The sequence below is a fragment of the Streptococcus sp. 27098_8_91 genome, assembly GCF_041432385.1.
Classification (GTDB): domain Bacteria; phylum Bacillota; class Bacilli; order Lactobacillales; family Streptococcaceae; genus Streptococcus.
This window is the reverse complement of sequence record NZ_JAPVZN010000001.1, coordinates 42,084-67,002: the sequence shown is the minus strand read 5'-3', so window position 1 is coordinate 67,002 and position 24,919 is coordinate 42,084. Positions and strand designations below refer to the sequence as shown.

Sequence of the window (24,919 nt, the reverse complement as noted above, 5' to 3'; positions counted from 1 at the left end):
ATCAATGTTTATATGGATAAAATAAGTAAGCGTCTAGAGGGAGGTTTATTTTTTGGAGTAAAATGTAATCGCTTACTAGAATATTGGAAAGGAACAATAATGGATAAGAGATTTTTTGAAAAACGGTGTCATTATAGTATTCGTAAATTTGCCATTGGTGCGGCTTCAGTTATGATTGGAGCTAGTATATTTGGTCTTCAGGTGGCTCAAGCAGCTGAAACCGAAATAGCAAGTCCCAGCGAGGAAACGATTCATCAAGTTCAACCTTTAGATAAGCTTCCAGATGAGGTTGCTGTAGCCATTGCAAAAGCTGAGCAAAATGGCCCACAAGATTCCGCTACTGAAGAAGAAGGAAATGATACGGTTGAATCCGTAAAACCAGCAACTGAAGAAAAGGTGACTGAGGCAACAAGTCCTAAGGAAGAAAAGGAAGCAGAAGTAGTCAGCCCTAAAGAAGACAAAGTTGAAAAAACTGAAAAACCTGCTGCTGAAGCGAATGGGAAAGAGTCTACAGTTTCAGAAGCAAGTGCTGAAAAGCCAGTAGTTCGAGAAGAACATACAGATACAACTAACCAGAATAAACCTGTAACGGACGATAAAAGCAAGGAAGAAAAAGCTTCTGCAAGTGAATCACCTCAAGCCACAAAAGAAAAGGAAAAAGAAAATCAGCTCCTTGAAGAAAGAAAACAAAATTTCAACAAAGACTGGTATTTTAAACTAAACGCTCAGGGTGACTTTTCTAAGAAAGATGTGGATGTTCATGACTGGTCTAAGTTGAACCTTCCTCATGACTGGAGTATCTATTTTGATTTTGATCACAAGTCTCCTGCTCGAAATGAGGGTGGTCAATTAAACGGGGGTACTGCCTGGTATCGTAAGACCTTCACGGTTGACGAAGCTGCCAAGGACAAGGATGTTCGGATCAACTTTGATGGTGTCTACATGGACTCTAAGGTCTATGTAAATGGTAAATTTGTGGGTCATTATCCAAGTGGTTACAATCATTTTTCATACGATATTACTGAATTTTTAAATAAAGATGGTAGTGAAAATACCATTGCTGTCCAAGTTACCAATAAGCAACCAAGTAGTCGTTGGTACTCAGGAAGTGGTATCTATCGCGATGTGACTTTAAGCTATCGCGACAAGGTGCAGGTAGCTGAAAATGGAAATCATATCACAACTCCAAAACTAGCTGAACAAAAAGATGGCAATGTTGAAACACAAATTCAAAGCAAGATCAAAAATACTGCCAAGACTCTAGCTAAGGTATTTGTAGAGCAACAGATTTTTACTAAGGAAGGTAAGGCAGTTTCAGATTTGGTTCGTTCTGTAACTAAGAGCCTAGCAGGAAATGAGACAGCTGACTTTAAGCAAACGATTTTGGTTAATAAGCCAACCCTCTGGACAACCAAAAGCTATCATCCTCAGCTCTATGTTCTGAAAACCAAGGTTTATAAAGAAGGTCAACTAGTTGATGTAACAGAAGATACTTTTGGTTATCGTTATTTTAACTGGACAGCCAAAGAAGGATTCTCTTTGAACGGTGAGAGAATGAAATTCCATGGAGTTAGTATCCACCATGATAACGGTGCCTTGGGGGCAGAAGAAAACTATAAGGCAACCTACCGTAAATTAAAACTTCTGAAAGATATGGGAGTTAACTCTATCCGTACAACCCACAATCCAGCAAGTCCACAGTTGCTTGATGCTGCGGCAAGTCTAGGACTTTTGGTTCAAGAAGAAGCCTTTGATACTTGGTATCGTGGCAAGAAAACGTATGACTATGGACGTTTCTTTGACCAAGATGCAACTCACCCAGAAGCTAAGAAGGGTGAGAAGTGGTCTGATTTTGACCTTAGAACCATGGTTGAACGTGATAAAAATAATCCATCTATCGTTATGTGGTCACTCGGTAACGAAGTTGATGAAGCAGATGGTGGTGAGCGTTCGCTAGAAACAGCCAAGCGTTTGAAAGCCATCATCAAAGCAATCGATACAGAACGCTATGTGACCATGGGTGAAAACAAATTCAGTCGTAGATCAAGCGGCTTGTTCTTAGAATTAGCAGCAATCATGGATGCTGTTGGTATGAACTATGGGGAACGGAATTATGATGCAGTTCGTAAAGCCCATCCAGATTGGTTGATTTATGGTTCTGAAACCTCTTCAGCGACTCGAACTCGAGATTCTTATTTTGATCCTGCTCATTTACTCTGGCACGACAATCGCCCAAATCGTCACTATGAACAATCAGACTATGGTAATGACCGTGTAGCCTGGGGTAGAACAGCTACTGAATCTTGGACTTTTGACCGTGATCGTGCTGGCTATGCAGGTCAGTTCATCTGGACTGGTTTTGACTATATCGGTGAACCTACACCATGGCATAACCAAGATAATACACCAGTAAAAAGCTCTTATTTTGGTATCATTGATACGGCGGGCTTGCCTAAGAATGATTTCTATCTCTATCGTAGTGAATGGTATAGTGCCGAAGAAAAACCAACTGTTCGTATCATGCCTCACTGGAATTGGACTGAAGAAACGCTCAAGGAACGTAATATGCTGGTCAATGGTAAGGTTCCAGTTCGGACCTTCTCAAATGCCGCTAGTGTAGAATTGTTCTTGAACAATGAGTCCCTCGGTAAGAAAGAATTTGTTAAGAAAACAACTGAAGATGGTCGCCCTTATCACGAGGGAGCTAAACCAAGTGAATTATATCTTGAGTGGTTGGTGGACTATAAACCAGGTACCTTAACTGCTATTGCTCGTGATGAAAATGGTAAAGAGATTGCGCGTGATAGTGTGACAACAGCAGGGGAGCCAGCTAGAGTTCGTCTCACCAAGGAAGAGCATGTCATCACTGCAGATGGCAAAGATTTGTCTTATATCCATTATGAAATCGTTGATGAAGACGGCAATGTTGTACCAACTGCCAATAATCTTGTTCATTTCAATCTTCATGGCCAAGGCCAAATCGTTGGTGTGGACAATGGGGAACAAGCTAGCCGTGAACGTTATAAGGCTCAGAAAGATGGTACATGGCAAAGAAAAGCCTTCAATGGTAAAGGTGTTGTCATTGTAAAATCTACTGAAAAAGAAGGTAAATTCACTCTTTATGCGGATTCTGCAGGCTTGGCTTCAGATCAGGCAACAGTCACAACCGTTTCAGGCAAGAAAGAAAATCGTCACTTTGTAGCCTATGCTCCAGTTAAGGCAAGAACTGATGTCAGCGAGGATCCAAAATTGCCAGAGACTGTGACAGCTATTTATAGCGATGGTAGTGTCGAAGAAAAAGCTGTGACTTGGGACATCCCAGAAGATCTCCTTTCAAGTGCTGGTGAGAAAAAAGTCCTTGGTAGTGTGGAAGGACTCGAAGCCAAGGCTGAAGCCCTTGTTAAGGTGGTTGCACTCGATAAGTGGTTGCCTAAAGTTGCGACTGTCCCAGTGGGAACAGCAGCAGAAGATTTGGATAAAACGGTAACGGCTGTTTTGTCAGATGGTAACTTGGTTGATGCGAATGTCGTTTCTTGGACCTTGAAAGATCCATCTGCCTTGACAAAAGAAGGTGGACGTACTGAAGCAACAGGTAAATTGGAAGGCAATGACTATGAGGTGACGGCAACCTTTATCGCAAGTGATAAGGAAACAGAAAGTACTGTTACAGGTCTCACTGTTGGTGATAAGGTTCTTGAAAACTTTGAGTCTGGAAAGACCTATTATCGAGTATCCCTTCCTTATACTGCTAAAATCCCAAGTGTTGGAGCACAGACAAGAGGCTATCAGGTTACAGTTCAACAAGCTTCAGCAGCTAATGATTATCAGGCTTCTGTATTTTTGAGTGACCAAAAGGGTGAATTGGTTCAAACTTACTTGATTCAATTTGTGAAAGAAGCGCCTGCCTTGACACGCTTGGAAGTAAGCGTTGAAGGAAAAGAGACTGCAACAGAAGACCAAGTTCTCCCTTATCATGTCATTGGGCACTACGAAGATGGTTCACAAACTGAATTTTCAGCGTCAGATATCCATTTGGAAGCTAAGTCAGCTGATGGTGGACATCTTGAGGTGAATGGTCAGAACTTACTTCTTTACAAGAAAGGTAGCGTAACCCTCACTCCTCGTATTGACAATCAAACTGATAAGACTCAGTCTGTAGCAACTGAACTTGTGATAAAAGAAAATACAGTAGACAAGAAAATTGTCAAACTACATCCTGTTTCTATCTCTACAGATATCAATCAGCAACCGAATTTGCCTGATCAAATCGGAGCAGAATTTGATAAGGGCTTGCCTCGTAAGGTAACTGTAACTTGGGACAAGGTAGATGCCAAAGAACTTGGTTACTATCATAGCTTTACCCTTAAAGGTCATGTCGAAGGTACAGATATTGAAGCTGTAGCAAATGTAACTGTTGAAGGTTTGCAGGTTGCAGAAGAAATCAGCCTCACTCTTCCTAAGGGTGAAACTGTTCAATTACCTGCTAGTGTTCGTGCTTATCATTCTAATGGAACAACTGTCTATAAAGATGTCCTTTGGGATAAGGTTCCTGAAAACTTTAGTCAGACTGAAGGCATCTATGAAATCAAGGGTCAATTAGTGGGTAGCCATCTAACTACCAAGGCCCATGTCCGTGTTTCTAGTCAAGTTGTTGCTGGAAATAATATCTCTAAACAGTGGACTGGTTCTCAATTGCCAGCTGCTATTGTATCCAATACGGGTGGTGATGATTCGGCGAATACTTTGAACGACTTGACTGTGTCAAGAACGCCTACAGATGTTAAGAATCGATGGACTACATGGCAAACAGGCACAGATAATGATTGGGCGTCTATCTTGTTTGGTAATTCAGGAGATTTGACTAAACGCTTTGTCGACAATCTATCCGTTGATTTCTACACAGACGGAGCTATCGGATTTCCAAAAGAATATGTCATCGAATATTATGTTGGTCAAGAAGTTCCAGATCTTCCAAACGATGTCAATCATGCTCAAGGAGATACCAAGCATCCATTCAACAATGCTGCCAACTGGAAGGCTGTAGAAAATCTTCACGCTCCTGGACAATTATCTGCAGGTCAAACAAACCACTTTACATTTGACAAGGTTGAAACTTATGCTGTTCGTATGCGTATGAAGAAGGCAGATGGAACTGCTGGTGTCGGTTTGACAGAAATCACTATTTTAGGAAGTAAGGTTCCAAGTGCTACCAGCTCAGAAATTTCTATCCAAGTAGATGGTAAGAAGCTCGAACATTTCAATCCATCTAAGACAGATTATTATATTCCTCAAACAAGCAAGGAAATCACTGCCACAGCCAGCAACAACGGTTTGGTAACGGTTGTTCCTGCAACAAGTGAAAAAGGTGCGACACGTCTTATTTTGAAAGCTGAGGATGGAACTGTTCTTAAAGAATATCGTATCTTCCGTGATGACGAAAAAGAGTCAACACAACCAGTAGCTGCGGAAAATAGTGCCCAGACCTTGAATGTTGGCGATCAACTTCAATTGCCTGCCGAAGTAACAGTCTACTATCCATCACAAGATGGCTGGGTTAAAGCTAAACTTGCTGTCCAATGGGATGCAATTCCAGAACATGCGACTGCCCAAGAAGGTAACTTTGAAGTGCTTGGTCATGTTCTAGGAACAGACTTAACAACCAAGATGCAAGTAACAGTTGTTACAAAAGGTAATCAAGTTATCTCAGAAAATCCAAGCAATAATGCGACAGATTCTAAAGCCTTTGCGTCTACTACAAATGATACACAAGCAGCTTCTCGGGATAAAATTTTCTATATCAACGATGGTCACTTTAACGAGGATGGACGTTGGACTAACTGGTCTCGAACTCCGAAAGACCAAGAAACTTCTGTGGGAATTCTCTTTAAGAAGAATGGTCAGATTACACCTCAGTCTGTTGGAAAAGTAGCTATTCAGTTCTTTAAAGACAGTGGAACAGACACACCAGCGACAATGGTATTAGAAAGATATGTTGGGCCTGCCTATACAGAACCAAGTACCATTTCTCGTTATGAAGAAAATGCGGATCATCCATTTAATAAAGCAGAAAACTGGCAAGAAATTCCTTATAAAGCATCTGGAGAAATCGTGGCTGGTAAACCAATCGAATTTACCTTTGATCCGATTCAGACAACAGCTATTCGAGCACGCATGACTCGTAAATCTACAACTAATGGTCTAGCAATGGTCGAATTTAGTGCTTACTCTCCTGCTAAAGTAAGAGATGAGGAAACTCCTTCAGTATCCATTTCGGTTGCTGGAAAAGCATTAGAAAACTTTGATCCTGAGGTTTCAGATTATACAGTGAACTTAAATGGAACTAAACCACAGGTGACTGCTCAAGCAAGTGGTCACGGTGTGACAACGGTTGTTGAGTCTAGTCAGGATAACCTTCCTACTCTTGTCCGTCTTCTTGCTAAGGATGGTAGTCTTGTCAAGGAATATCGTATTCACTTCAAACCTAGTCACCGTATAGTTCCTGAAGAAGGCGACCAAAGTCCTGTTCTCGAACGACCAAGTCTAGAAGTTGTGAAGACTCCAATTCTATTTAAAGAAATCATACGTGAAAACAATGATTTAGATCAAGATGAACGTCGTGTAATCTCAGAAGGTAAGAACGGTGAAAGAGTTGATTATGTTGAAGTCTTAGGATCTAACCGTACAACTGTTCATACAGATACGACTGAGGCGCAAGATCGAATTGTTGAAGTTAAGGTCAAACCTGTCATTACTACTAGCAAAGGTGACGAGCCAGCTCCAGTCGTAGAAGTTCCAGAATTTGAGGGCGGCGTCAATGCAATAGAAGCCGCTAAAAACGAGTTGCCAGAATACACAGAGGCAGTTGGCACAGTAGGCGATGAGCCAGCTCCAGTAGTAGAAATCCCAGAATTCAAGGGTGGTGTCAATGCAGTAGAGGCAGCTAAGAATGAAGTCCCAGAATTTACAGGTGGCGTCAATGCTCTAGAAGCCGCTAAGAATGAATTGCCAGAATACACAGAAGCAATCGGCACAGTAGGCGACGAACCAGCTCCTGTAGTAGAAGTGCCAGAATTTGAGGGCGGAGTCAATGCAGTAGAAGCCGCTAAAAACGAGTTGCCAGAATACACAGAAGCAATCGGCACAGTAGGCAACGAACCAGCTCCAGTAGTAGAAGTGCCAGAATTTGAAGGTGGTGTCAATGCAGTAGAAGCCGCTAAAAATGAGTTGCCAGAGTACACAGAAGCAATCGGCACAGTAGGCGACGAACCAGCTCCAGTAGTAGAAGTGCCAGAATTTGAAGGTGGTGTCAATGCAGTAGAAGCGGCTAAGAATGAGTTGCCAGAATACACAGAAGCAATCGGCACAGTAGGTGACGAACCAGCTCCAGTAGTAGAAGTCCCAGAATTTTCAGATGGTGTCAATGCAGTAGAAGCCGCTAAGCATGAGTTGCCAGAATACACAGATGTAATCGGCACAGTAGGCGACGCACCAGCTCCAGTGGTAGAAGTCCCAGAATTTGATGGTGGGGTTAACGCGGTAGAAGCCGCTAAGAATGAATTACCAGAATATACAGGAACATTGGCTACAGTGGGAAATGATCCAGCTCCAAGTGTGGAAAAACCAGCCGAAGAGGTTCAAATCTTATCTGATAAGGAAACTGGAGTATTGGTAGCAGGACTATCTCAAGACTTGGATGCTAATCTCAAGCTTCAAGTTCAAAAGGTTCTACGCCAAGAATTAGCTGTCAAACACTACGATGCTTATCAAGTGAAATTGCTGGATAAAGATAGCCAAATGGTTGATCCAAAAGGTGCTGTCCTAGTGAGATTACCAGTTAAGGGTCAGGTTCAAGGAGTTTATCACATGAGCTTAGATCAAGGCTTGCAGGTTCAAAAGGTGACGCTTGTAGGTGACACAGTTGAATTTGTCACCAAAGATCTAGGACTTTATGCGATTGTCTATAAAGAACAAAACCAAGAACCAGTAGAACAAGCTCATGGGGAGGTTTCTGGAAATAATCCAGGAAAAGCAAGTGCAGCAAGACTTCCAGAAACAGGTGAAAGTCGATCTGATACAGCTGCCTTCCTAGCAAGTCTCAGTCTTGTTTTATCAGTAGCTCTACTAACTGTTAAACGTAAAGAAAAATAGAGTTTGGAACTCTACATTGCTGATTGATTGTAGAAATACTTGGACTATCCCAGTGGATAGGATGGAAAAATGCTACAACCATATGGAGAGGACCTCTAGGTTCTCTCCATTTTTTTAAATAGGGATGAAACCGCTTAGATGAGTGGTTGGAGGAAAGGAATAGAAGAAAGATGGATCATCAATTTTTTGAGAAACGTTGTCATTATAGCATTCGAAAATTTGCAATAGGAGCAGCTTCAGTTATGGTTGGCGCGAGTATCTTTGGAGCCAGTATGGTACAAGCTGCAGAGACAGAGCCCGCACTAGAAGCAGAAACAAGTCTTACACAGCTTCCACCAGAGGATAAGTTATCACCAGAATTGGCAGGCGCTATTAAAAGTGCAGAGGCAGACTTTGTTTCAGAGACTAAAGTGGCTAAGTCCCAAGTTCTCGAAGAAACTTCTTCAAAACCAGTAGAAACTAAAAATTCTACAGTAGAGGAGAAAAGTACCACCGTAGAAAATGCTTCTACAGAAGTAGCTCCTACTGAGACCAATGCAGTAACAGAACCTACGAAACCAGCTGAAGTAAATGGAACGGTGGAGAAAGCTGATTCATTTACAGCAGACAAACCTGCAAGTAAAGCAGAAATTGATGCCGCAAAATCTCAAGTAGCTAAAAAGGAATATACGGTATTTCCAAGACCTCAAAAGGTTACTTATGGCGATGGGGTTACTGCTCTAGAAGGAAAGGTAAATCTTGTCTTTAGCGATGGCTTAGATATCTATACACGTAACCGTGCCAAAGAAGTTCTCCAAGCTAGTAATGTGTCTTACACTACCAGTACAAAAGCTACAGAAGGGGCAACCAACATTTTCCTTGGAGTGCGTGGGGAAGCTCCTCTGGCAGAAAAAGAAGTCCAAGATATTTCGTCTGGTCTATACGATAAAATTGATGCCTATGTCTTGCGTGTGAAGGACAATAAAATTTCGATCGTCGGAAAGGATACGGATGCTGTCTTCTTTGGACTAACAACCTTGAAACAGATGCTGAAGGAGAGTCCTGTTCCAGTTCTTCGAGATGTGACCGTAGAAGACTATGCAGAAGTGAAGAACCGTGGCTTTATCGAAGGGTATTACGGAAATCCTTGGACCAAGGAAAACCGTGAAGAGTTGATGCGCTATGGTGGTGACTTGAAGTTAACTCAGTACTTCTTTGCGCCTAAAGACGATCCCTATCACAATGCTAAATGGCGTGAACTCTATCCAGAAGAAAAAATGTCAGAGATTCGTGATCTAGCTCGTGTGGGGAATGAAACAAAGACTCGTTATGTATGGACCATCCATCCATTTATGCATAATAAGATGCGTTTTGATACGGATGAATTATATAAACAGGATTTAGATGTCATTAAAGCGAAATTCACCCAATTGCTGGATGCAGGTGTGCGTGAATTTGGGGTTCTAGCTGATGATGCGGCCTGGCCTGTTGGTGGCTACAATAGTTATGTTCGGTTAATGACCGACCTGACAAATTGGCTAACTGAACAAGAAACAAAATACAGTGGCCTTCGTAAAGATATGATTTTCGTTCCAGCCTGGTATATGGGACAAGGGACAGAAGATGAACTTCGTACGCTCAACGAACGCCTTCCAGAAACGGTTCATTTAACCCTAACAGGGGGTAAGGTATGGGGTGCAGTTGACCAAACCTTCCTAACAAATTTGAAGAAGAATTTGACAGAAGGTGGCAAGAAGTATCGTCCGATTCATTTCTGGATTAACTGGCCTTGTAATGATAATACCAAGCAACACTTGATTCTAGGTGGTGGTGAAAAATTCTTACATCCCAATGTTGATTTGTCCTTGGCGCAGGGCATTATGCTAAATCCGATGCAACAATCCGAAGCTTCAAAGGTAGCCCTTTTTGATGTAGCTCAGTATGGTTGGAAGCAATGGAGAAGTGCGGAAGAAGCTGAAAAAATCAATGATATGGCCTTTAACTATGTGGTCAATGGAAACTTTGAAGAAAGCGAAGTATCAAAAGCCTTTCGTGAACTTGGTAAGCATATGCGCAACCAAAACCGCCCTCCACATGTCACAAAATTGGAAGAATCTGTTGAGCTTGCACCTAAATTGACAGACTTTTATAACAAATTGAAGACTGGTCAAAATGTAGATGCAGAGAGAAAAGAATTAAAGGATATCTTTGCAAACTTGAAGGCTGACGCCCTCCTTCTGAAAGAAAAAGGGGACAAGAAGCTTATTGACCAAATCCACTACTGGTTAGACAATACAGTGGATCAGATGGATGCTTTAGAAGCTTTGCTGACAGCGACAGAAGGTCTGGCTGAAAAGAATGATGCTAAGGTTTGGGAGCATTATTATGCTGGGGTTAAGTATTACGATCAGTCCATTAGTTATTCCTTCTTCTATGTAGACCATTATGAACGGGCAGAGTTTGGAGTGCAACATATTCGTCCATTTATCAATAACTTAAAGGAATACTTGGCTACGCATATCCAGACTATGCTGCATCCTGATAAACTTGTGACCACCTTTATTACCAACCGTGCGGGGATTGAAGGAGGTCTTGCAGAAGTAACAGATGGCGACTTGGATACTCATGCGATTGTCAAGACGACAACCGTTATTGAACGAGATGATTATGTAGGTCTTCGTTTCAATAAAGCCATTAAGGTTCATACGCTAGGTTTTGCTACAGGAACAAAGACAGCCGATAATTATACCTTCGGAAATGCCCTTGTCGAGTATCAAAACGAACAGGGCGACTGGGTAGCACTCACAAGTCCAGCCTACACAGGTAGAGAACGTACGCTTGAATTTACTAATCTTGATATTACGGCACAAGCAGTTCGTATGCGTGCCACTGCTAAAAAAGATAATGCTTGGCTTGCCATGCGTGAGATTGCTGTCAATAGACCGCTCGAACTTGGAAGCAAGAAGGTAAAAGGAACCATTACCCTAAGTCCAAACTTAGTTTACAAGTATGGAACCAGTGTACTTCAAATGCAAGATGGCAAAGATAACACCGAATCCATGATGGCTCATGCTAATCAAACGAATGTGACTCCAGAAAATGCTTGGGTTCAAATGGACTTGGGTGGAGCTAAGAAAGTGAAACATGTTCATCTAGTTCAAGGGGAAGGTGACAAACTAGCAGCTGGTGTCATCGAATATTCTACAGACGGTACAAACTGGAAGACACTTCAGACCTTAGCTGGGGATCGAATTTCAGATATTAGTCAAGACTTCACAGCCCAATACGTTCGTGTCCGTAATACACAAGTTCTCAGCAAATGGTGGAGAATTGCGAACTTTACGGTTGATGTCGATACACCAAATACTGATTTGACCGTCACCAATGTCGACAGCTTGAAGGAAACGCCAGTAGTGGACAGCCGTGGTCGTTATGAAATGACCTTACCTCAAAGGAGTCATCTTCCAGCAAATGGCTATCTTGGCTTGAAATTGGATCGACTCCATGAAGCTAGTTCAATTGCACTTGAAGGTGCAGGAGAAACAGGATTGACGCTGGAATATTCAGCAAATGAAGTGGAATGGATGAGCGCTGACCAACTTCCAGAACACGCCTTGGTACGCTATGTACGTATCGTGAACAAGACAGATAAGGACCAAGCGCTTCCTACTGGAAAATTAGTCGTTAAGACAAAAGAAGTGGACCCAACTGAACTCTCATCAACCACTATGGGTATTCACCAATATTATGGTGCTAATGATGTTCGTCGCATTCACAATTTAGGTCAACTGTTTGATGGGGACTTTAATAATTTTGTAGAATTTTCTGATTACCAACGTAAAAACGGGGAAATTGTCATGAAACTAGGCACAACTCGTCAAATCAAGAAGATTCGTGCCTATATTCAGGATGCTCAGCGTAATTATTTGCGTGATGGGAAGATACAAGTCAGTGAAGATGGTAAGAACTGGACAGATGTTGTAACAGTCGGAGATGGTGTGGAAAATGAAATTCGTGATAATTCATTGACCGACGGCTGGACACATGATTCTGCAAACCCAGGCAACCGTTATATTGAAGGTATTCTGGATCAACCTATAACCGCTAAGTTTATGCGTGTTCTCTTTACAGCGGATTATAATGCTCGTTTTGTAGGATTTAGCGAAATCGTGATTAATGATGGTGAATTTATCAATCCTGAAAATAATCCTACAGTGACAGGAAATGGTAGCGAAGCAGCGGATAACCTGAAGAAAAATATGACTGACGGTAATGTATTGACAAGCTATGCAGCTACTGAAGATAAAGGAGAGCTTGTTTATCATTTATCTGAAGAAACCACGGTCAATCATGTTCGCTTGATTGCTGACTTGCCAGAAGGTGCAAAAGTAAATGTCCAAGTTCGTACCTTGAATGAAGCTGGTGAATCAGTTTGGAAAAACTTGGGTGAAGTAAGATCAAGTTTCCAAACCTTTGCCCTTTCAGGAAAAAATCCACGGATTCTCGATGTAAAAGTTTCTTGGGAAGGTGGAGAACCAGAGTTCTACGAAATGACTACCTTCTATCAAGAAGTGGAAAACGATCCAGCACCGATAACAAGTAAAGGAGACGATCCAGCTCCGGTAGTAGAAGTGCCAGAATTTGAAGGTGGTGTCAATGCAGTAGAAGCTGCTAAAAACGAGTTGCCAGAATACACAGAAGCAATCGGTACAGCAGGTGAGGATCCAGCTCCGGTAGTAGAAGTTCCAGAATTTGAGGGTGGTGTCAATGCAGTAGAAGCCGCTAAGCATGAGTTGCCAGAATACACAGAGGCAGTTGGTACAGCAGGTGAGGATCCAGCTCCAGTAGTAGAAGTGCCAGAATTTGAGGGCGGTGTCAATGCAGTAGAAGCCGCTAAGCATGAGTTACCAGAGTACACAGATGCAATCGGCACAGAAGGCGACGAACCAGCTCCGGTAGTAGAAGTGCCAGAATTTGAGGGTGGTGTCAATGCAGTAGAAGCCGCTAAGCATGAGTTACCAGAATATACAGATGCAATCGGCACAGTAGGCGACGAACCAGCTCCAGTAGTAGAAATCCCAGAATTCAAGGGTGGTGTCAATGCAGTAGAAGCCCCTAAGAACGAAGTCTCAGAATTTACAGGTAGCGTTAATGCAGTAGAAGCCGCTAAAAACGAGTTACCAGAATATACAGGAACAGTGGCTACAGCTGGAAATGAGGCTGCATCAAGTCTTGTTAAACCAGCCGAAGAGGTTCAAATCTTGTCTGATAAGGAAACTGGAGTTCTGGTAGCAGGGCTAACTAAAGAGTTACCTAAAGACCTCAAGCTTCAAGTGCAAAAGGTTCTACGCCAAGAATTAGCTGGTAAGCACTACGATGCTTATCAAGTGAAATTGCTAGATAAGAACAACCAAGAAGTTGAACTTGAAGGTGCTGTCTTAGTGAGATTGCCAGTCAAGGGTCAGGTTCAAGGAGTTTATCACATGAGCTTAGATCAAGGTTTGCAGCTTCAAAAGGTGACACTTGTAGGTGATATGATTGAATTTACAACCAAAGATCTAGGACTTTATGCGATTGTCTATAAAGAGCAAAATCAAGAACCAGTAGCATCAGATCAAGAACCAGCAATTAATGGAGAAAACTTTGAAAATGCTTCGGAGAAAGTAGATTCAACAAGACTTCCAGAAACAGGTGAAAGTCGATCTGATACAGCTGCCTTCCTAGCAAGTCTCAGTCTTGTTTTATCAGTGGCTCTACTAACTGTTAAACGTAAAGAAAAGTAAGGTTGATAACTCATAGCTCTGAAAAAGCAAATCATTATAAAAGAAGGAGAAGATAGCATAGTCTTCTCCTTTATTAATTGGGTAGTGAGGTGTATAATGAAAGTAAGAGAATGTGAGGAGAAGGACCATGATTGTAAAAGTTTATAATGCAGATTTTAGTCTCCAGTGGGATGGGATGTATCAATTTGCTCTTGAAAACTATCCTCAGATTCAAGAATGGGAATTGGAGAAGCTAGCAAAGTTTATTGCTTACGAACAGGACCATCATCGTCAGACCATTGTAGAATGTGAGGATTTTGAATTAAATATACAAATTCATGATTACTTGCAAGAGTATAGCTTTTTTCCTCCCTACAGACCAAGTCATCGCCTTGTAGCTTCTACCTATGATATTCAGAGGAAGTTGGTTACTTCAAATTATTGTAGTCATACTTGTACAGTTGAAGTGGCTCAGGCTATTTTTCAGACTGGAAAACTCATGTCGGCGGTAAAAGTATTTGGTAAAAGTGGGGCTGAACTAGTTACAGATAGTCGTAATGCAGCTTCTGATCCAGCAGACTATTTTGACTATATCATGTTTGGATGGTCTAATACGACTTCGGGTTACCGACTCGCTATGGAGCGTTTGTTAGGACGGGCACCGTCTGAGGAGGAATTGCAAGAAAAGTTCATTCCTGGCGTTAGTTTTCATTTTCTGTATGAAGAATTAATTCAAGCGCCAGGTTATATCTTTGATGGCTATCATGTTGCGAAGGTAAGAGATAGTTTAGATTTGGATACCTTTCTTCATTTGTGTGTTATTCCTTCAAAAGATAAGTCTTGTTTTGAAGGTTTGATTCCTTGTCAATTACAAGATAGAGTGATTTACCTAGACTATGAAGGAGAAGGGTTACAGGCTTGGAATACTAAGGTTAATCAAGTGTTACATAGTAAGGTTAAGTTGAAGGAGTAGTGTATGAAAGAGATTGATCAAGCTCTACTAGCAAAGGTTATCATTGAGCGTCCTCGTTCTAGTCATAAGGGAGACTATGGTCGTCTTCTCTTGATTGGAGGGACTTATCCCTATGGGGGAGCGATTATTATGGCTGCCTTAGGGGCTGTTAGAAGTGGCGCAGGCTTGGTTACAGTGGCTACGGATAAAGAGAATATTCCAGCTCTGCATAGCCATCTTCCGGAGGCTATGGCTTTTGGCCTTGATGATCAGCGATTACTTGAGCAACAGTTAGAGAAAGCGAATGTTGTCTTAGTTGGACCTGGACTAGTGGATGATAAGCGTGGAGAACAGCTTCTCCAAACAGTCTTTCATCATTTAAGTCAAGACCAGACTCTCATACTGGATGGCGGAGCTTTATCCATTTTTGCTAAGACGGGATTGAAATTTCCTAAAGCTCAGCTTGTTTTAACGCCTCACCAAAGGGAATGGCAAGTCTTGTCAGGATTAGAATTGACTTCTCAAGGAGCTGAGGAAACAGGAGAGACTTTGATGAGATTTCCTTCAGGAACGATTTTGGTTCAAAAAGGTCCAGCTACTCGAATCTGGCAAGCTGATCAAACTGATTTTTATCAGCTGGGAGTTGGAGGTCCCTATCAAGCGACTGGGGGAATGGGAGATACCTTAGCTGGGATGATCGCCGGTTTTGCAGGTCAATTTCCTCAAGTTAGTCTCTACGAAAGAGTGACGGTAGCAACCTATTTACATTCAGCAATTGCCCAAGAACTGGCTGAGGACAATTTTGTAGTTCTGCCAACCACGATCAGTCAATATATCCCAGCCTTCATGAAGAAAATACAAAAAGACACCTGAATTTTTCAGGTGCCTTTTAAGGATTAGAAGAGGTCTTTGACCTTATTTACAAGACCGTTAAGTCCTTCTGAGCCTGAAACCAAAGCTTGTGCTTGGTTAAGATACTCACCGAGTTGGTCCTTATTTTCTTCGACAAAGGTTTTTGCGGCAGCCAAATCTTTTTTCTCGATTAGCTCTTTTACTTGATTAAACAAATCTAATGGATTCATGACGTCCCTCCTTTTCTACACTTCTATTCAATCATTTTTGTTCAAAACTTGCAAGAAACTTGACCCTTCTAATCAAGTTCATGGATGTCAAATGCTGTAAATTTTGATATAATTTTTAATGATGAATTTTAGAAATGATCGGTATGTTGTCGTGGATTTAGAAGCGACCAGTACCGGAAGCAAGGCAAAAATTATCCAAGTAGGAATCGTGGTCATTGAAAATGGCGAGATTGTTGACCAATATGCCACGGATATCAATCCCCATGAACCATTGGATTCTCATATCAAAGAATTAACGGGTTTGACCGACCAGAGACTAGCAGAGGCACCAGAGTTTTCTCAGGTGGCTGGAAAAATTTTTGACTTGGTCAAGGACGGTGTTTTTGTTGCGCACAATGTCCAGTTCGATGCCAATTTGTTGGCAGAATTTCTCTTTTTTGAGGGCTATGAATTGCGCACTCCTCGTATCGATACAGTCGAGTTGGCTCAGGTGTTTTATCCTCAGCTGGAAAAATATAACCTGGGGATTCTCTGTCAAGAGTTGGGGATTTCACTAGAAAAAGCCCATACGGCCCTATCAGATGCTCAAGCAACAGCAGAACTATTTCTCTGTATGCGACAAAAAATGTTTCAATTGCCAAAAGGCTTATTGGAGCGCTTGTTAAGTTTGTCAGATGGTTTATTATATGAGTCCTATCTGGTCATTGAGGAAGTTTATCAGAAGCAGTCCATCCTTGTAGAACATGACTTAGTTGAGGTGCAGGGTCTGTTTTTGAAAAAGGAAAAACCAGCCCTTTCTCCACGCAAACTCTCAAAAGATTTCCAAACCAATATTGCCTTGTTGGATTTGGAAGATAGAGCCCCGCAAGCTAGCTTTGCTCAAAAGGTTCAAGATTTTCTACAGAATGAGAAAATTGCCTTTGTTCAAGCTCAGACTGGAATTGGAAAAACCTACGGCTATCTCCTGCCAGCCTTATCACTAGAAAACGAAAAAGGAATCCTCATCAGTGTTCCTACTAAAGTTCTACAAAATCAAGTGATGCAAGAAGAGGCTCGTAGATTGGAAGAGGTTTTTCACCTTTCGATTCATAGTCTGAAAGGACCACAAAATTACTTAAAACTAGATGCCTTTCACGCAGCGCTAGAGGAAGAAGAGTCCAATCGCTTGTACACACGTTTCAAGATGCAACTTCTAGTTTGGTTGACTGAAACAGAAACGGGGGACCTAGATGAGATTGGCCAGCTTTACCGTTACCAGCAATTTTTGCCAAACTTGGTGCATGATGGGAATCTTCCCAAAGTTTCTCTCTTTTGGTTGGAGGATTTTTGGAGACGGTGGCAGAAAAAAGCTCGCTCTTGCCAGCTCCTTGTGACCAATCATGCTTATCTCGTTACCCGACTTGAGGACGATCCCAGTCTACTAGAGGGCCGTCTCTTGATCTTAGATGAAGCCCAGAAGATCTTATTAACTTTGGAAAATCTTTCGCAGAAGAGTTTCGTTTTAAACGACATAGTAGACCAGCTAGATCAAGCCTTAGTTCGAGAAAAAGGGACGCTTCAGAGACGCTTGATGGAGAGTATTCGCTTTGAGCTTTGTCACTTGATGGACCAGTTCCTATCTGGCAAACGAAGAATATGCCCTGCGACAACAATGGCACAGCTCCAACAGGATTTCTCAGAGTTAGAAGTTCAAAGTTTCCAAGATTATCAGCGATTTTTCTGCACTGATGGAGAATTTTGGCTATCAGCCTCAGACTTGTCTAGCAAGAAGGTTGTCATTTCTTCCAGTCGCAATCAACGTCTGCTCTTTTCTGAAATTTTTCCAGAGACTTGTCAGCTATTAGCTGTCTCTGCAACCTTGGAAATTAGTAGCAGAGTATCTTTACCAGAACTAATGGGATTCTCGCATGCAGCTTTTGACAGACTGGATGAGAATTTTCAAGAAAATCAAGAAATTTTGGTCGTTAAGGATTTTCCATTGGTGACAGAAACCTCTCAAGAAGACTATGCTCAAGCTCTCGTAGAATTGCTGGAAGATTTGTCCTATCTTGAGGAACCCATGCTCGTTTTATTTACTTCAAAAGACCTTTTGTTGCAGGTATCAGCCTCTCTATCTCTTTCTCATCTAGCCCAGTATAAGAACGGAGATCCTGCTCAACTCAAGAAACGATTTGAAAGAGGAGACTCTCAACTCTTACTAGGGACAGGAAGTTTTTGGGAGGGAGTTGATTTTGCGACTCATCCTCGAGTGATTGAAGTGGTGACACGCTTGCCCTTCCAAAATCCAGAAGATCCCTTTACGAAAAAAATGAATCAGGAACTCCGCCTTGAAGGGAAAAATCCTTTCTATGACTATCAACTTCCTATGGCTATTATTCGCCTCAAACAAGCGATTGGTAGAACCATGCGTCGTCTTGGACAGCGCTCATCTGTCCTTATCTTGGATAGCCGAATGACAAGCAAGCGATATGGAAAGCAGATTAGCAAGGCCTTGTCACAGACTAGTCGAGTGAGAGAAGTTGGCAAAGAGCAAGTATTCTCAAAAGTTCAAGAATTTTTACACAAAAAATAAAATAAACATCTGAAAGAATGAAGGAGACCTTTATGAAACGTTCTCTCGACTCTCGAGTCGATTATAGTTTGATTTTACCAGTATTTTGTTTGCTGGTGATTGGAGTTGTGGCTATTTACATAGCTGTCAGTCATGACTATCCACATAATATTTGGCCAATTCTCGGTCAGCAACTAGCATGGATCGTCTTGGGAATTATCATCAGCTTTGTAGTCATGTTCTTTAATACAAAATTTTTATGGCAGGCGACTCCCTATCTTTATGCCCTAGGTCTAGCCCTTATGGTTTTACCCTTGATTTTTTACAATCCTAATTTAGTGGCAGCAACAGGGGCTAAAAACTGGGTGTCAATTGGAGGAGTGACACTTTTCCAACCTTCCGAATTCATGAAAATTTCCTATATTTTGATCTTGGCTCGGGTTGTTGTTCAATTCACACAGAAACACAAGGAAAGTGAACGAACGATTCCTTTAGATTTCCTCTTGATACTGTGGATGATTATCTTCACGCTGCCAGTCTTAGGTTTACTGGCCCTGCAGAGTGACTTAGGAACGGCCTTGGTCTTTGTCGCAATCTTTGCGGGACTGGTCTTGCTTTCTGGAGTATCATGGAAAATCATCATTCCAATTTTTGTAACAGCTGTATCGGGAATTGCAGGATTTTTGGCAATTTTCATCACAAAAGATGGGCGTGCTTTCATACATCAAATCGGGATGCCAACCTATCAGATTAACCGTATCCTTGCTTGGCTCAATCCATTTGATTATGCACAAACGACCACCTATCAACAGGCCCAAGGGCAAATCGCCATCGGTAGTGGAGGCTTGTTTGGTCAAGGATTTAATGTATCCAATCTCCTCATTCCCGTTCGTGAGAGTGATATGATTTTTACAGTCATTGCAGAAGATTTTGGTTTTATTGGTTCTGTCCTCGTAATTACACTTTATCTTCTACTTATCTATCGAATGTTAAAAATCACTCTGAAGTCCAATAATCAATTTTATACCTACATTTCAACTGGCTTCATTATGATGCTCTTGTTCCATATCTTTGAAAATATCGGTGCGGTGACAGGCCTCCTTCCTCTGACAGGGATTCCTCTGCCGTTCATTTCCCAAGGGGGATCAGCCATTATCAGTAATCTGATTGGTGTTGGTTTGCTTCTATCGATGAGTTATCAAACGCATCTAGCCGAAGAAAAGAGCGGTAAGACAAGATTTAAACGGAAGAAAGTTGTTTTGAAAAAAGTTAAATAAGGAGTAAATCATGGCTAAAGTAGCAGTTATCTTAGCAGATGGCTTTGAAGAAATCGAAGCCCTAACAGTTGTGGATGTATTACGTCGTGCCAATATTACTTGTCATATGGTTGGTTTTGAAGCCCGAGTGACGGGATCACATGCCATCCAAGTACAAGCAGATCGTGTGTTTGATGGTGATTTATCTGACTACGACATGATTGTCTTACCAGGAGGTATGCCAGGTTCAGCTCACTTGCGTGATAATGAGCAATTGATTGCTGAACTTCAAAAATTTGAGCAAGTTGGTAAAAAAGTAGCAGCCATTTGTGCAGCACCAATTGTACTGAATCGAGCTGGACTCCTCAAGAATAAAGGGTTCACCTGCTATGATGGTGTCCAAGAGCAAATTGCTGATGGTCACTATCACAAGGAAACAGTAGTTGTTGATGGTCAGCTGACTACTAGTCGCGGGCCAGCTACTGCACTTGCCTTTGCTTATAACCTAGTGGAACAACTTGGTGGCGATGCTGATGCTTTGAGAGAAGCCATGCTCTATCGTGATGTGTTTGGATTAGATTAACTAAAACGAGAGGAATCTATCAATGAGGGGATTCTTCTCGTTTTTTACTGTTAAAATAGAAGGAAATCGTCGCATTTTTCATAAAAAAATGCTATAATGAAGGGTATGAAATATCACGATTACATCTGGGATTTAGGTGGAACTTTACTTGATAATTATGAGACTTCGACCGCTGCTTTTGTGGAAACATTAGCTCAATTTGGAATCGAAGAAGAACATGATAAAGTTTACAATGCTTTGAAAGTCTCAACTGCTTTTGCGATTGACCAATTTGCCCCAACAATAGAGCATTTTTTAGAAAAATATAAGGAAAACGAAGCGCGAGAGCTTGAACATCCTGCCTTGTTTGAGGGAGTACCTGCTTTATTGGAGGAAATCTCAGATCAGGGAGGACGGAACTTTTTAGTTTCGCATCGCAATGACCAAGTTTTGGATATTCTTGAAAAGACAGGTATTGCTGGCTATTTTACAGAAGTAGTAACAGCTAGCTCTGGTTTTAAGAGAAAACCAAATCCAGAGTCTATGATCTATTTGCGAGATAAGTATAAGATTAGTTCTGGTATCGTTATTGGTGACCGTTCTATCGATATTGAAGCTGGACAAGCAGCAGGCTTAGCGACGCATCTCTTTAAAAATATCGTGACATTGAGACAAGTATTAGACATGTAAGAAAAAGGAAAAAAAGAAAAAGGGAAAAAATGACAGAAGAAATCAAAAACCAACAGGCACAGGATTATGATGCCAGTCAGATTCAAGTTTTGGAAGGTCTGGAAGCCGTTCGTATGCGTCCTGGAATGTATATCGGATCGACTTCAAAAGAAGGTCTTCACCACCTAGTCTGGGAAATCGTTGATAACTCTATCGATGAGGCCTTGGCGGGATTTGCTAGTCATATTCAGGTCTTTATTGAGCCAGATGACTCTATTACGGTTGTTGATGATGGACGTGGTATCCCTGTTGATATTCAAGAAAAGACAGGTCGCCCTGCCGTTGAAACTGTCTTTACCGTTCTTCACGCTGGAGGTAAATTTGGCGGTGGCGGTTACAAGGTTTCAGGTGGACTCCACGGTGTAGGTTCATCGGTTGTAAATGCCCTCTCAACTCAGTTGGATGTTCGTGTTCATAAAAACGGGAAAATCCATTACCAAGAATATCGTCGTGGACATGTTGTTGCTGACCTTGAGGTGATTGGAGATACAGATAAAACAGGTACAACCGTACACTTCACGCCAGACCCAGAGATTTTTACAGAAACAACAACTTTTGATTTTGATAAATTAAACAAGCGGATCCAGGAGCTAGCCTTTTTGAACCGTGGCCTTCAAATTTCCATCACTGACAAACGTGAGGGACTTGAACAAACAAAAAACTACCACTACGAAGGTGGGATTGCGAGCTACGTTGAGTACATAAACGAAAACAAGGATGTTATCTTTGATACACCAATCTACACAGATGGTGAAATGGATGACATCACAGTCGAAGTTGCGATGCAGTACACAACTGGCTACCATGAAAATGTCATGAGTTTCGCCAATAACATTCATACCCATGAAGGTGGAACACATGAACAAGGTTTCCGTACAGCCCTAACTCGTGTCATCAATGACTACGCTCGTAAAAACAAATTGCTGAAAGATAACGAAGATAATCTGACAGGTGAGGATGTCCGTGAAGGATTGACTGCCGTTATCTCTGTGAAACATCCAAATCCTCAGTTTGAAGGACAAACGAAAACTAAACTTGGAAATAGTGAAGTTGTCAAGATTACTAACCGCCTATTTAGTGAAGCATTTTCAGACTTCCTAATGGAAAATCCACAGATTGCTAAGCGGATTGTTGAAAAAGGGATTTTGGCAGCTAAGGCGCGTGTAGCAGCCAAGCGTGCGCGTGAAGTTACCCGTAAGAAGTCAGGTTTAGAAATTTCAAACCTTCCAGGGAAATTAGCAGACTGTTCTTCAAATAATCCAGCTGAAACTGAACTTTTCATCGTCGAAGGAGATTCAGCGGGAGGTTCTGCAAAGTCTGGTCGTGACCGTGAATTCCAAGCGATTTTACCGATTCGCGGTAAAATCCTCAACGTTGAAAAGGCCAGCATGGATAAAATCCTTGCCAATGAAGAAATCCGTAGCCTTTTCACAGCTATGGGAACAGGCTTTGGTGCCGAATTTGATGTCAGCAAGGCCCGTTACCAAAAACTCGTTATCATGACGGATGCCGATGTCGATGGAGCTCACATCCGTACTCTCTTGTTAACCTTGATTTATCGTTATATGAAACCCGTTTTAGAAGCAGGTTATGTTTATATCGCTCAACCACCAATTTACGGTGTTAAGGTCGGCAGTGAAATTAAAGAATACATCCAACCTGGAGCAGATCAAGAAATCCGTCTACAGGAAGCCTTAGCTCGCTATAGTGAAGGACGTTCAAAACCAACTATTCAGCGTTATAAAGGTCTTGGAGAAATGGATGACCATCAACTTTGGGAAACAACTATGAACCCAGAACATCGTCTCATGGCGCGTGTATCAGTTGATGATGCTGCAGAAGCAGATAAAATCTTTGATATGCTCATGGGCGACCGCGTAGAACCACGTCGAGAATTTATTGAAGAAAATGCTGTTTACAGTACGCTTGACGTTTAAAAAAATTTGGAAATAGTTCCCATGGTTTGAAAAATATGATATAATCATTACAATTGTTTCAAGTATAAAAAGGAGTTTGATATGTCTGATAATCTGTTGATTATTATTATGATTGTAATCGCGACTCTTCTGATCATTGCTTATGTTGTAGCGATTTTGTTACGCAAACGAAATGAAAAGAGGCTCGCAGTACTAGAAGGAAGAAAGGAAGAGTTGTATAACCTTCCAGTTAACGATGAAGTAGAAGCTGTTAAGAATATGCATCTGATTGGTCAAAGTCAGATTGCATTTAGAGAGTGGAATCAAAAATGGGTAGACCTATCCCTCAACTCATTTGCGGATATTGAGAATAATCTGTTTGAAGCAGAAGGGTACAATAATTCATTTCGCTTCTTGAAAGCTCAACACAAAATTGATCAAATTGAAAGCCAGATTACCCTTATCGAAGAAGATATTGCTTCCATTCGAAATGCTTTGGCAGATCTAGAAAAACAAGAATCAAAAAATAGTGGTCGTGTCTTGCATGCTTTAGATTTATTTGAAAGCTTACAGAAGGCGGTCGCAGAAGATTCTGAGAAATATGGTCAAGCACTTCCTGAAATTGAAAAACAATTGGAGAACATCCAATCTGAATTTTCTCAATTTGTGACGCTAAACTCTTCAGGAGATCCAGTTGAAGCAGCAGGAATTTTGGATAATGCTGAAAACCATATTCTCGCTTTGACACATATCGTAGAGAGAATTCCAGCAATTGTTACTAAACTAACGACAGAACTCCCTGATCAACTTGAAGATCTGGAGGTTGGCTATCGTAAGTTGCTTGATGCCAACTATCACTTTGTAGAAACTGACATTGAATCACGTTTGCAGTTGTTGTATGAAGCATTGAAAAATAACCAAGAAAATATTAAAAAATTGGAATTGGATAATGCTGAATATGAAAACACTCAGATTCAAGAAGAAATCAATGCTCTCTATAATATTTTCACACGAGAGATTGCTTCTCAAAAGGTTGTTGAAAACTTGTTGTCAACACTTCCAACCTATCTTGACCACTTAAAAGACAACAATCAGGTCTTGGTAAAAGATATTGAACGCTTGAGCAAAACTTACTTGATGTCTGAGAGTGATGTCAATCACGTCCGTCGTCTTCAAGTGGATTTGGATTCCCTAGAAGTTACAGTTAGTGATTTGACTTCAGAACAAGAGGAATATTCAGAAGCTTACTCTGTATTGGAAGAACGTTTAGAAAATGTTCAAGCTACATTAAAAGAAATTGAAGATGATCAAGTTTCAGTGAGCGAACGTCTGGTGCAAATTGAAAAAGATGATGTTAATGCTCGTCAAAAGGCAAATGTTTACGTCAATCGCCTCCACACGATCAAGCGCTACATGGAAAAGAGAAATCTTCCAGGAATCCCACAGAGCTTCTTGAAATTGTTCTTTGCAGCTAGCCACAGTACCGAAGACTTGATGGCAGAGTTAGAACAGTCGCAAGTCAACATTGAGTCTGTCAACCGTATTTTAGAAATTGCAACTCACGATATGGAAATTCTGGAAACAGAAACATACAGCATCGTACAACATGCTACCTTGACTGAACAATTACTTCAATACTCTAACCGCTACAGATCATTTGATGAAGGGATTCAACAAGCCTTCCACGAATCTTTAGAAATCTTTGAAAATGCCTTTGATTATCAAGCATCTTTCGAAAAGATTTCCCAAGCTTTGGAAGTTGCTGAACCAGGGGTAACAAATCGCTTTGTTTCCTCATATGAAAAAACAAGAGAAATCATTCGATTTTAATTAAGAAAATTATATAGAAATCCGAATTGCACCCTAAAAGTTAGATAGAAAAATCTAAACTTTTGGGGTGTTTTTATGTGAGTAAAGAACATAGATATCAAAGTGCAGTGTAATGAAATAAAATCTGAACAAATTGTCTAGGTAAATCAAGA

Annotated in this window: 10 protein-coding genes and 2 pseudogenes; 11 read left to right on the top strand and 1 reads right to left on the bottom strand. The window is 41.3% G+C overall.

Annotated elements, in window-relative coordinates; genetic code table 11:
- The first annotated feature begins 99 nt into the window (after positions 1-99).
- The 5 genes and pseudogenes from O3611_RS00290 to O3611_RS00270 all read left to right on the top strand — a co-directional run bounded on the left by O3611_RS00290 (position 100) and on the right by O3611_RS00270 (position 15,714).
- Positions 100-8,148, top strand: coding sequence for an SIALI-17 repeat-containing surface protein (locus O3611_RS00290; protein WP_371607444.1), 8,049 nt, complete (start codon positions 100-102; stop codon positions 8,146-8,148).
- Positions 8,149-8,318: 170 nt separating this feature from the next.
- A pseudogene (locus O3611_RS00285) lies at positions 8,319-8,426 on the top strand (YSIRK-type signal peptide-containing protein); the annotation flags it as partial.
- Positions 8,427-8,666: 240 nt separating this feature from the next.
- A pseudogene (locus tag O3611_RS00280) lies at positions 8,667-13,910 on the top strand (SIALI-17 repeat-containing surface protein); the annotation flags it as partial.
- Between the two features lie 127 nt (positions 13,911-14,037).
- Positions 14,038-14,862 (top strand): phosphate ABC transporter ATPase, encoded by an 825-nt coding sequence (locus tag O3611_RS00275; protein ID WP_371607443.1) that lies wholly within the window; start codon positions 14,038-14,040, stop codon positions 14,860-14,862.
- 3 nt (positions 14,863-14,865) lie between these two features.
- Positions 14,866-15,714, top strand: a complete 849-nt coding sequence (locus tag O3611_RS00270; protein ID WP_371607442.1) for an NAD(P)H-hydrate dehydratase — start codon at positions 14,866-14,868, stop codon at positions 15,712-15,714.
- A gap of 23 nt (positions 15,715-15,737) precedes the next feature.
- Here O3611_RS00270 and O3611_RS00265 read toward each other — a convergent pair whose 3' ends face one another.
- Complete coding sequence (locus O3611_RS00265; protein ID WP_371607441.1) at positions 15,738-15,923, bottom strand: hypothetical protein; 186 nt, start codon at positions 15,921-15,923, stop codon at positions 15,738-15,740.
- 118 nt (positions 15,924-16,041) lie between these two features.
- On the opposite strand from O3611_RS00265, the gene O3611_RS00260 reads away from it, so the two are divergent.
- From O3611_RS00260 to ezrA, 6 genes are all read left to right on the top strand, one after another.
- Positions 16,042-18,495 (top strand): bifunctional DnaQ family exonuclease/ATP-dependent helicase, encoded by a 2,454-nt coding sequence (locus O3611_RS00260; protein ID WP_371607440.1) that lies wholly within the window; start codon positions 16,042-16,044, stop codon positions 18,493-18,495.
- 32 nt (positions 18,496-18,527) lie between these two features.
- The gene (locus tag O3611_RS00255) at positions 18,528-19,751 is read left to right on the top strand and encodes an FtsW/RodA/SpoVE family cell cycle protein (RefSeq protein WP_153225409.1); all 1,224 of its coding nucleotides are present in this window, start codon (positions 18,528-18,530) and stop codon (positions 19,749-19,751) included.
- Between the two features lie 10 nt (positions 19,752-19,761).
- Complete coding sequence (locus O3611_RS00250) at positions 19,762-20,313, top strand: DJ-1 family glyoxalase III (RefSeq protein WP_371607439.1); 552 nt, start codon at positions 19,762-19,764, stop codon at positions 20,311-20,313.
- 105 nt (positions 20,314-20,418) lie between these two features.
- On the top strand, positions 20,419-20,982 hold the full coding sequence (locus tag O3611_RS00245; protein ID WP_371607438.1) for an HAD family hydrolase: 564 nt from the start codon (positions 20,419-20,421) through the stop codon (positions 20,980-20,982).
- 29 nt (positions 20,983-21,011) lie between these two features.
- The gene (gyrB, locus tag O3611_RS00240) at positions 21,012-22,958 is read left to right on the top strand and encodes a DNA topoisomerase (ATP-hydrolyzing) subunit B (protein ID WP_075231564.1); all 1,947 of its coding nucleotides are present in this window, start codon (positions 21,012-21,014) and stop codon (positions 22,956-22,958) included.
- Positions 22,959-23,039: 81 nt separating this feature from the next.
- Positions 23,040-24,767 carry a septation ring formation regulator EzrA gene (ezrA, locus tag O3611_RS00235; protein ID WP_371607437.1) on the top strand — a complete coding sequence of 576 codons (1,728 nt, stop codon included), beginning with the start codon at positions 23,040-23,042 and terminating at the stop codon, positions 24,765-24,767.
- The last annotated feature ends 152 nt before the right edge of the window (positions 24,768-24,919 follow it).

Bases quoted from the DNA above. Each gene is read 5' to 3' on its own strand.
- O3611_RS00265 (WP_371607441.1), bottom strand. From the start codon at position 15,923: ATGAATCCATTAGATTTGTTTAATCAAGTAAAAGAGCTAATCGAGAAA.
- gyrB (WP_075231564.1), top strand. From the start codon at position 21,012: ATGACAGAAGAAATCAAAAACCAACAGGCACAGGATTATGATGCCAGT.
- O3611_RS00250 (WP_371607439.1), top strand. From the start codon at position 19,762: ATGGCTAAAGTAGCAGTTATCTTAGCAGATGGCTTTGAAGAAATCGAA.
- ezrA (WP_371607437.1), top strand. From the start codon at position 23,040: ATGTCTGATAATCTGTTGATTATTATTATGATTGTAATCGCGACTCTT.
- O3611_RS00290 (WP_371607444.1), top strand. From the start codon at position 100: ATGGATAAGAGATTTTTTGAAAAACGGTGTCATTATAGTATTCGTAAA.
- O3611_RS00275 (WP_371607443.1), top strand. From the start codon at position 14,038: ATGATTGTAAAAGTTTATAATGCAGATTTTAGTCTCCAGTGGGATGGG.
- O3611_RS00260 (WP_371607440.1), top strand. From the start codon at position 16,042: ATGATGAATTTTAGAAATGATCGGTATGTTGTCGTGGATTTAGAAGCG.
- O3611_RS00270 (WP_371607442.1), top strand. From the start codon at position 14,866: ATGAAAGAGATTGATCAAGCTCTACTAGCAAAGGTTATCATTGAGCGT.
- O3611_RS00255 (WP_153225409.1), top strand. From the start codon at position 18,528: ATGAAACGTTCTCTCGACTCTCGAGTCGATTATAGTTTGATTTTACCA.
- O3611_RS00245 (WP_371607438.1), top strand. From the start codon at position 20,419: ATGAAATATCACGATTACATCTGGGATTTAGGTGGAACTTTACTTGAT.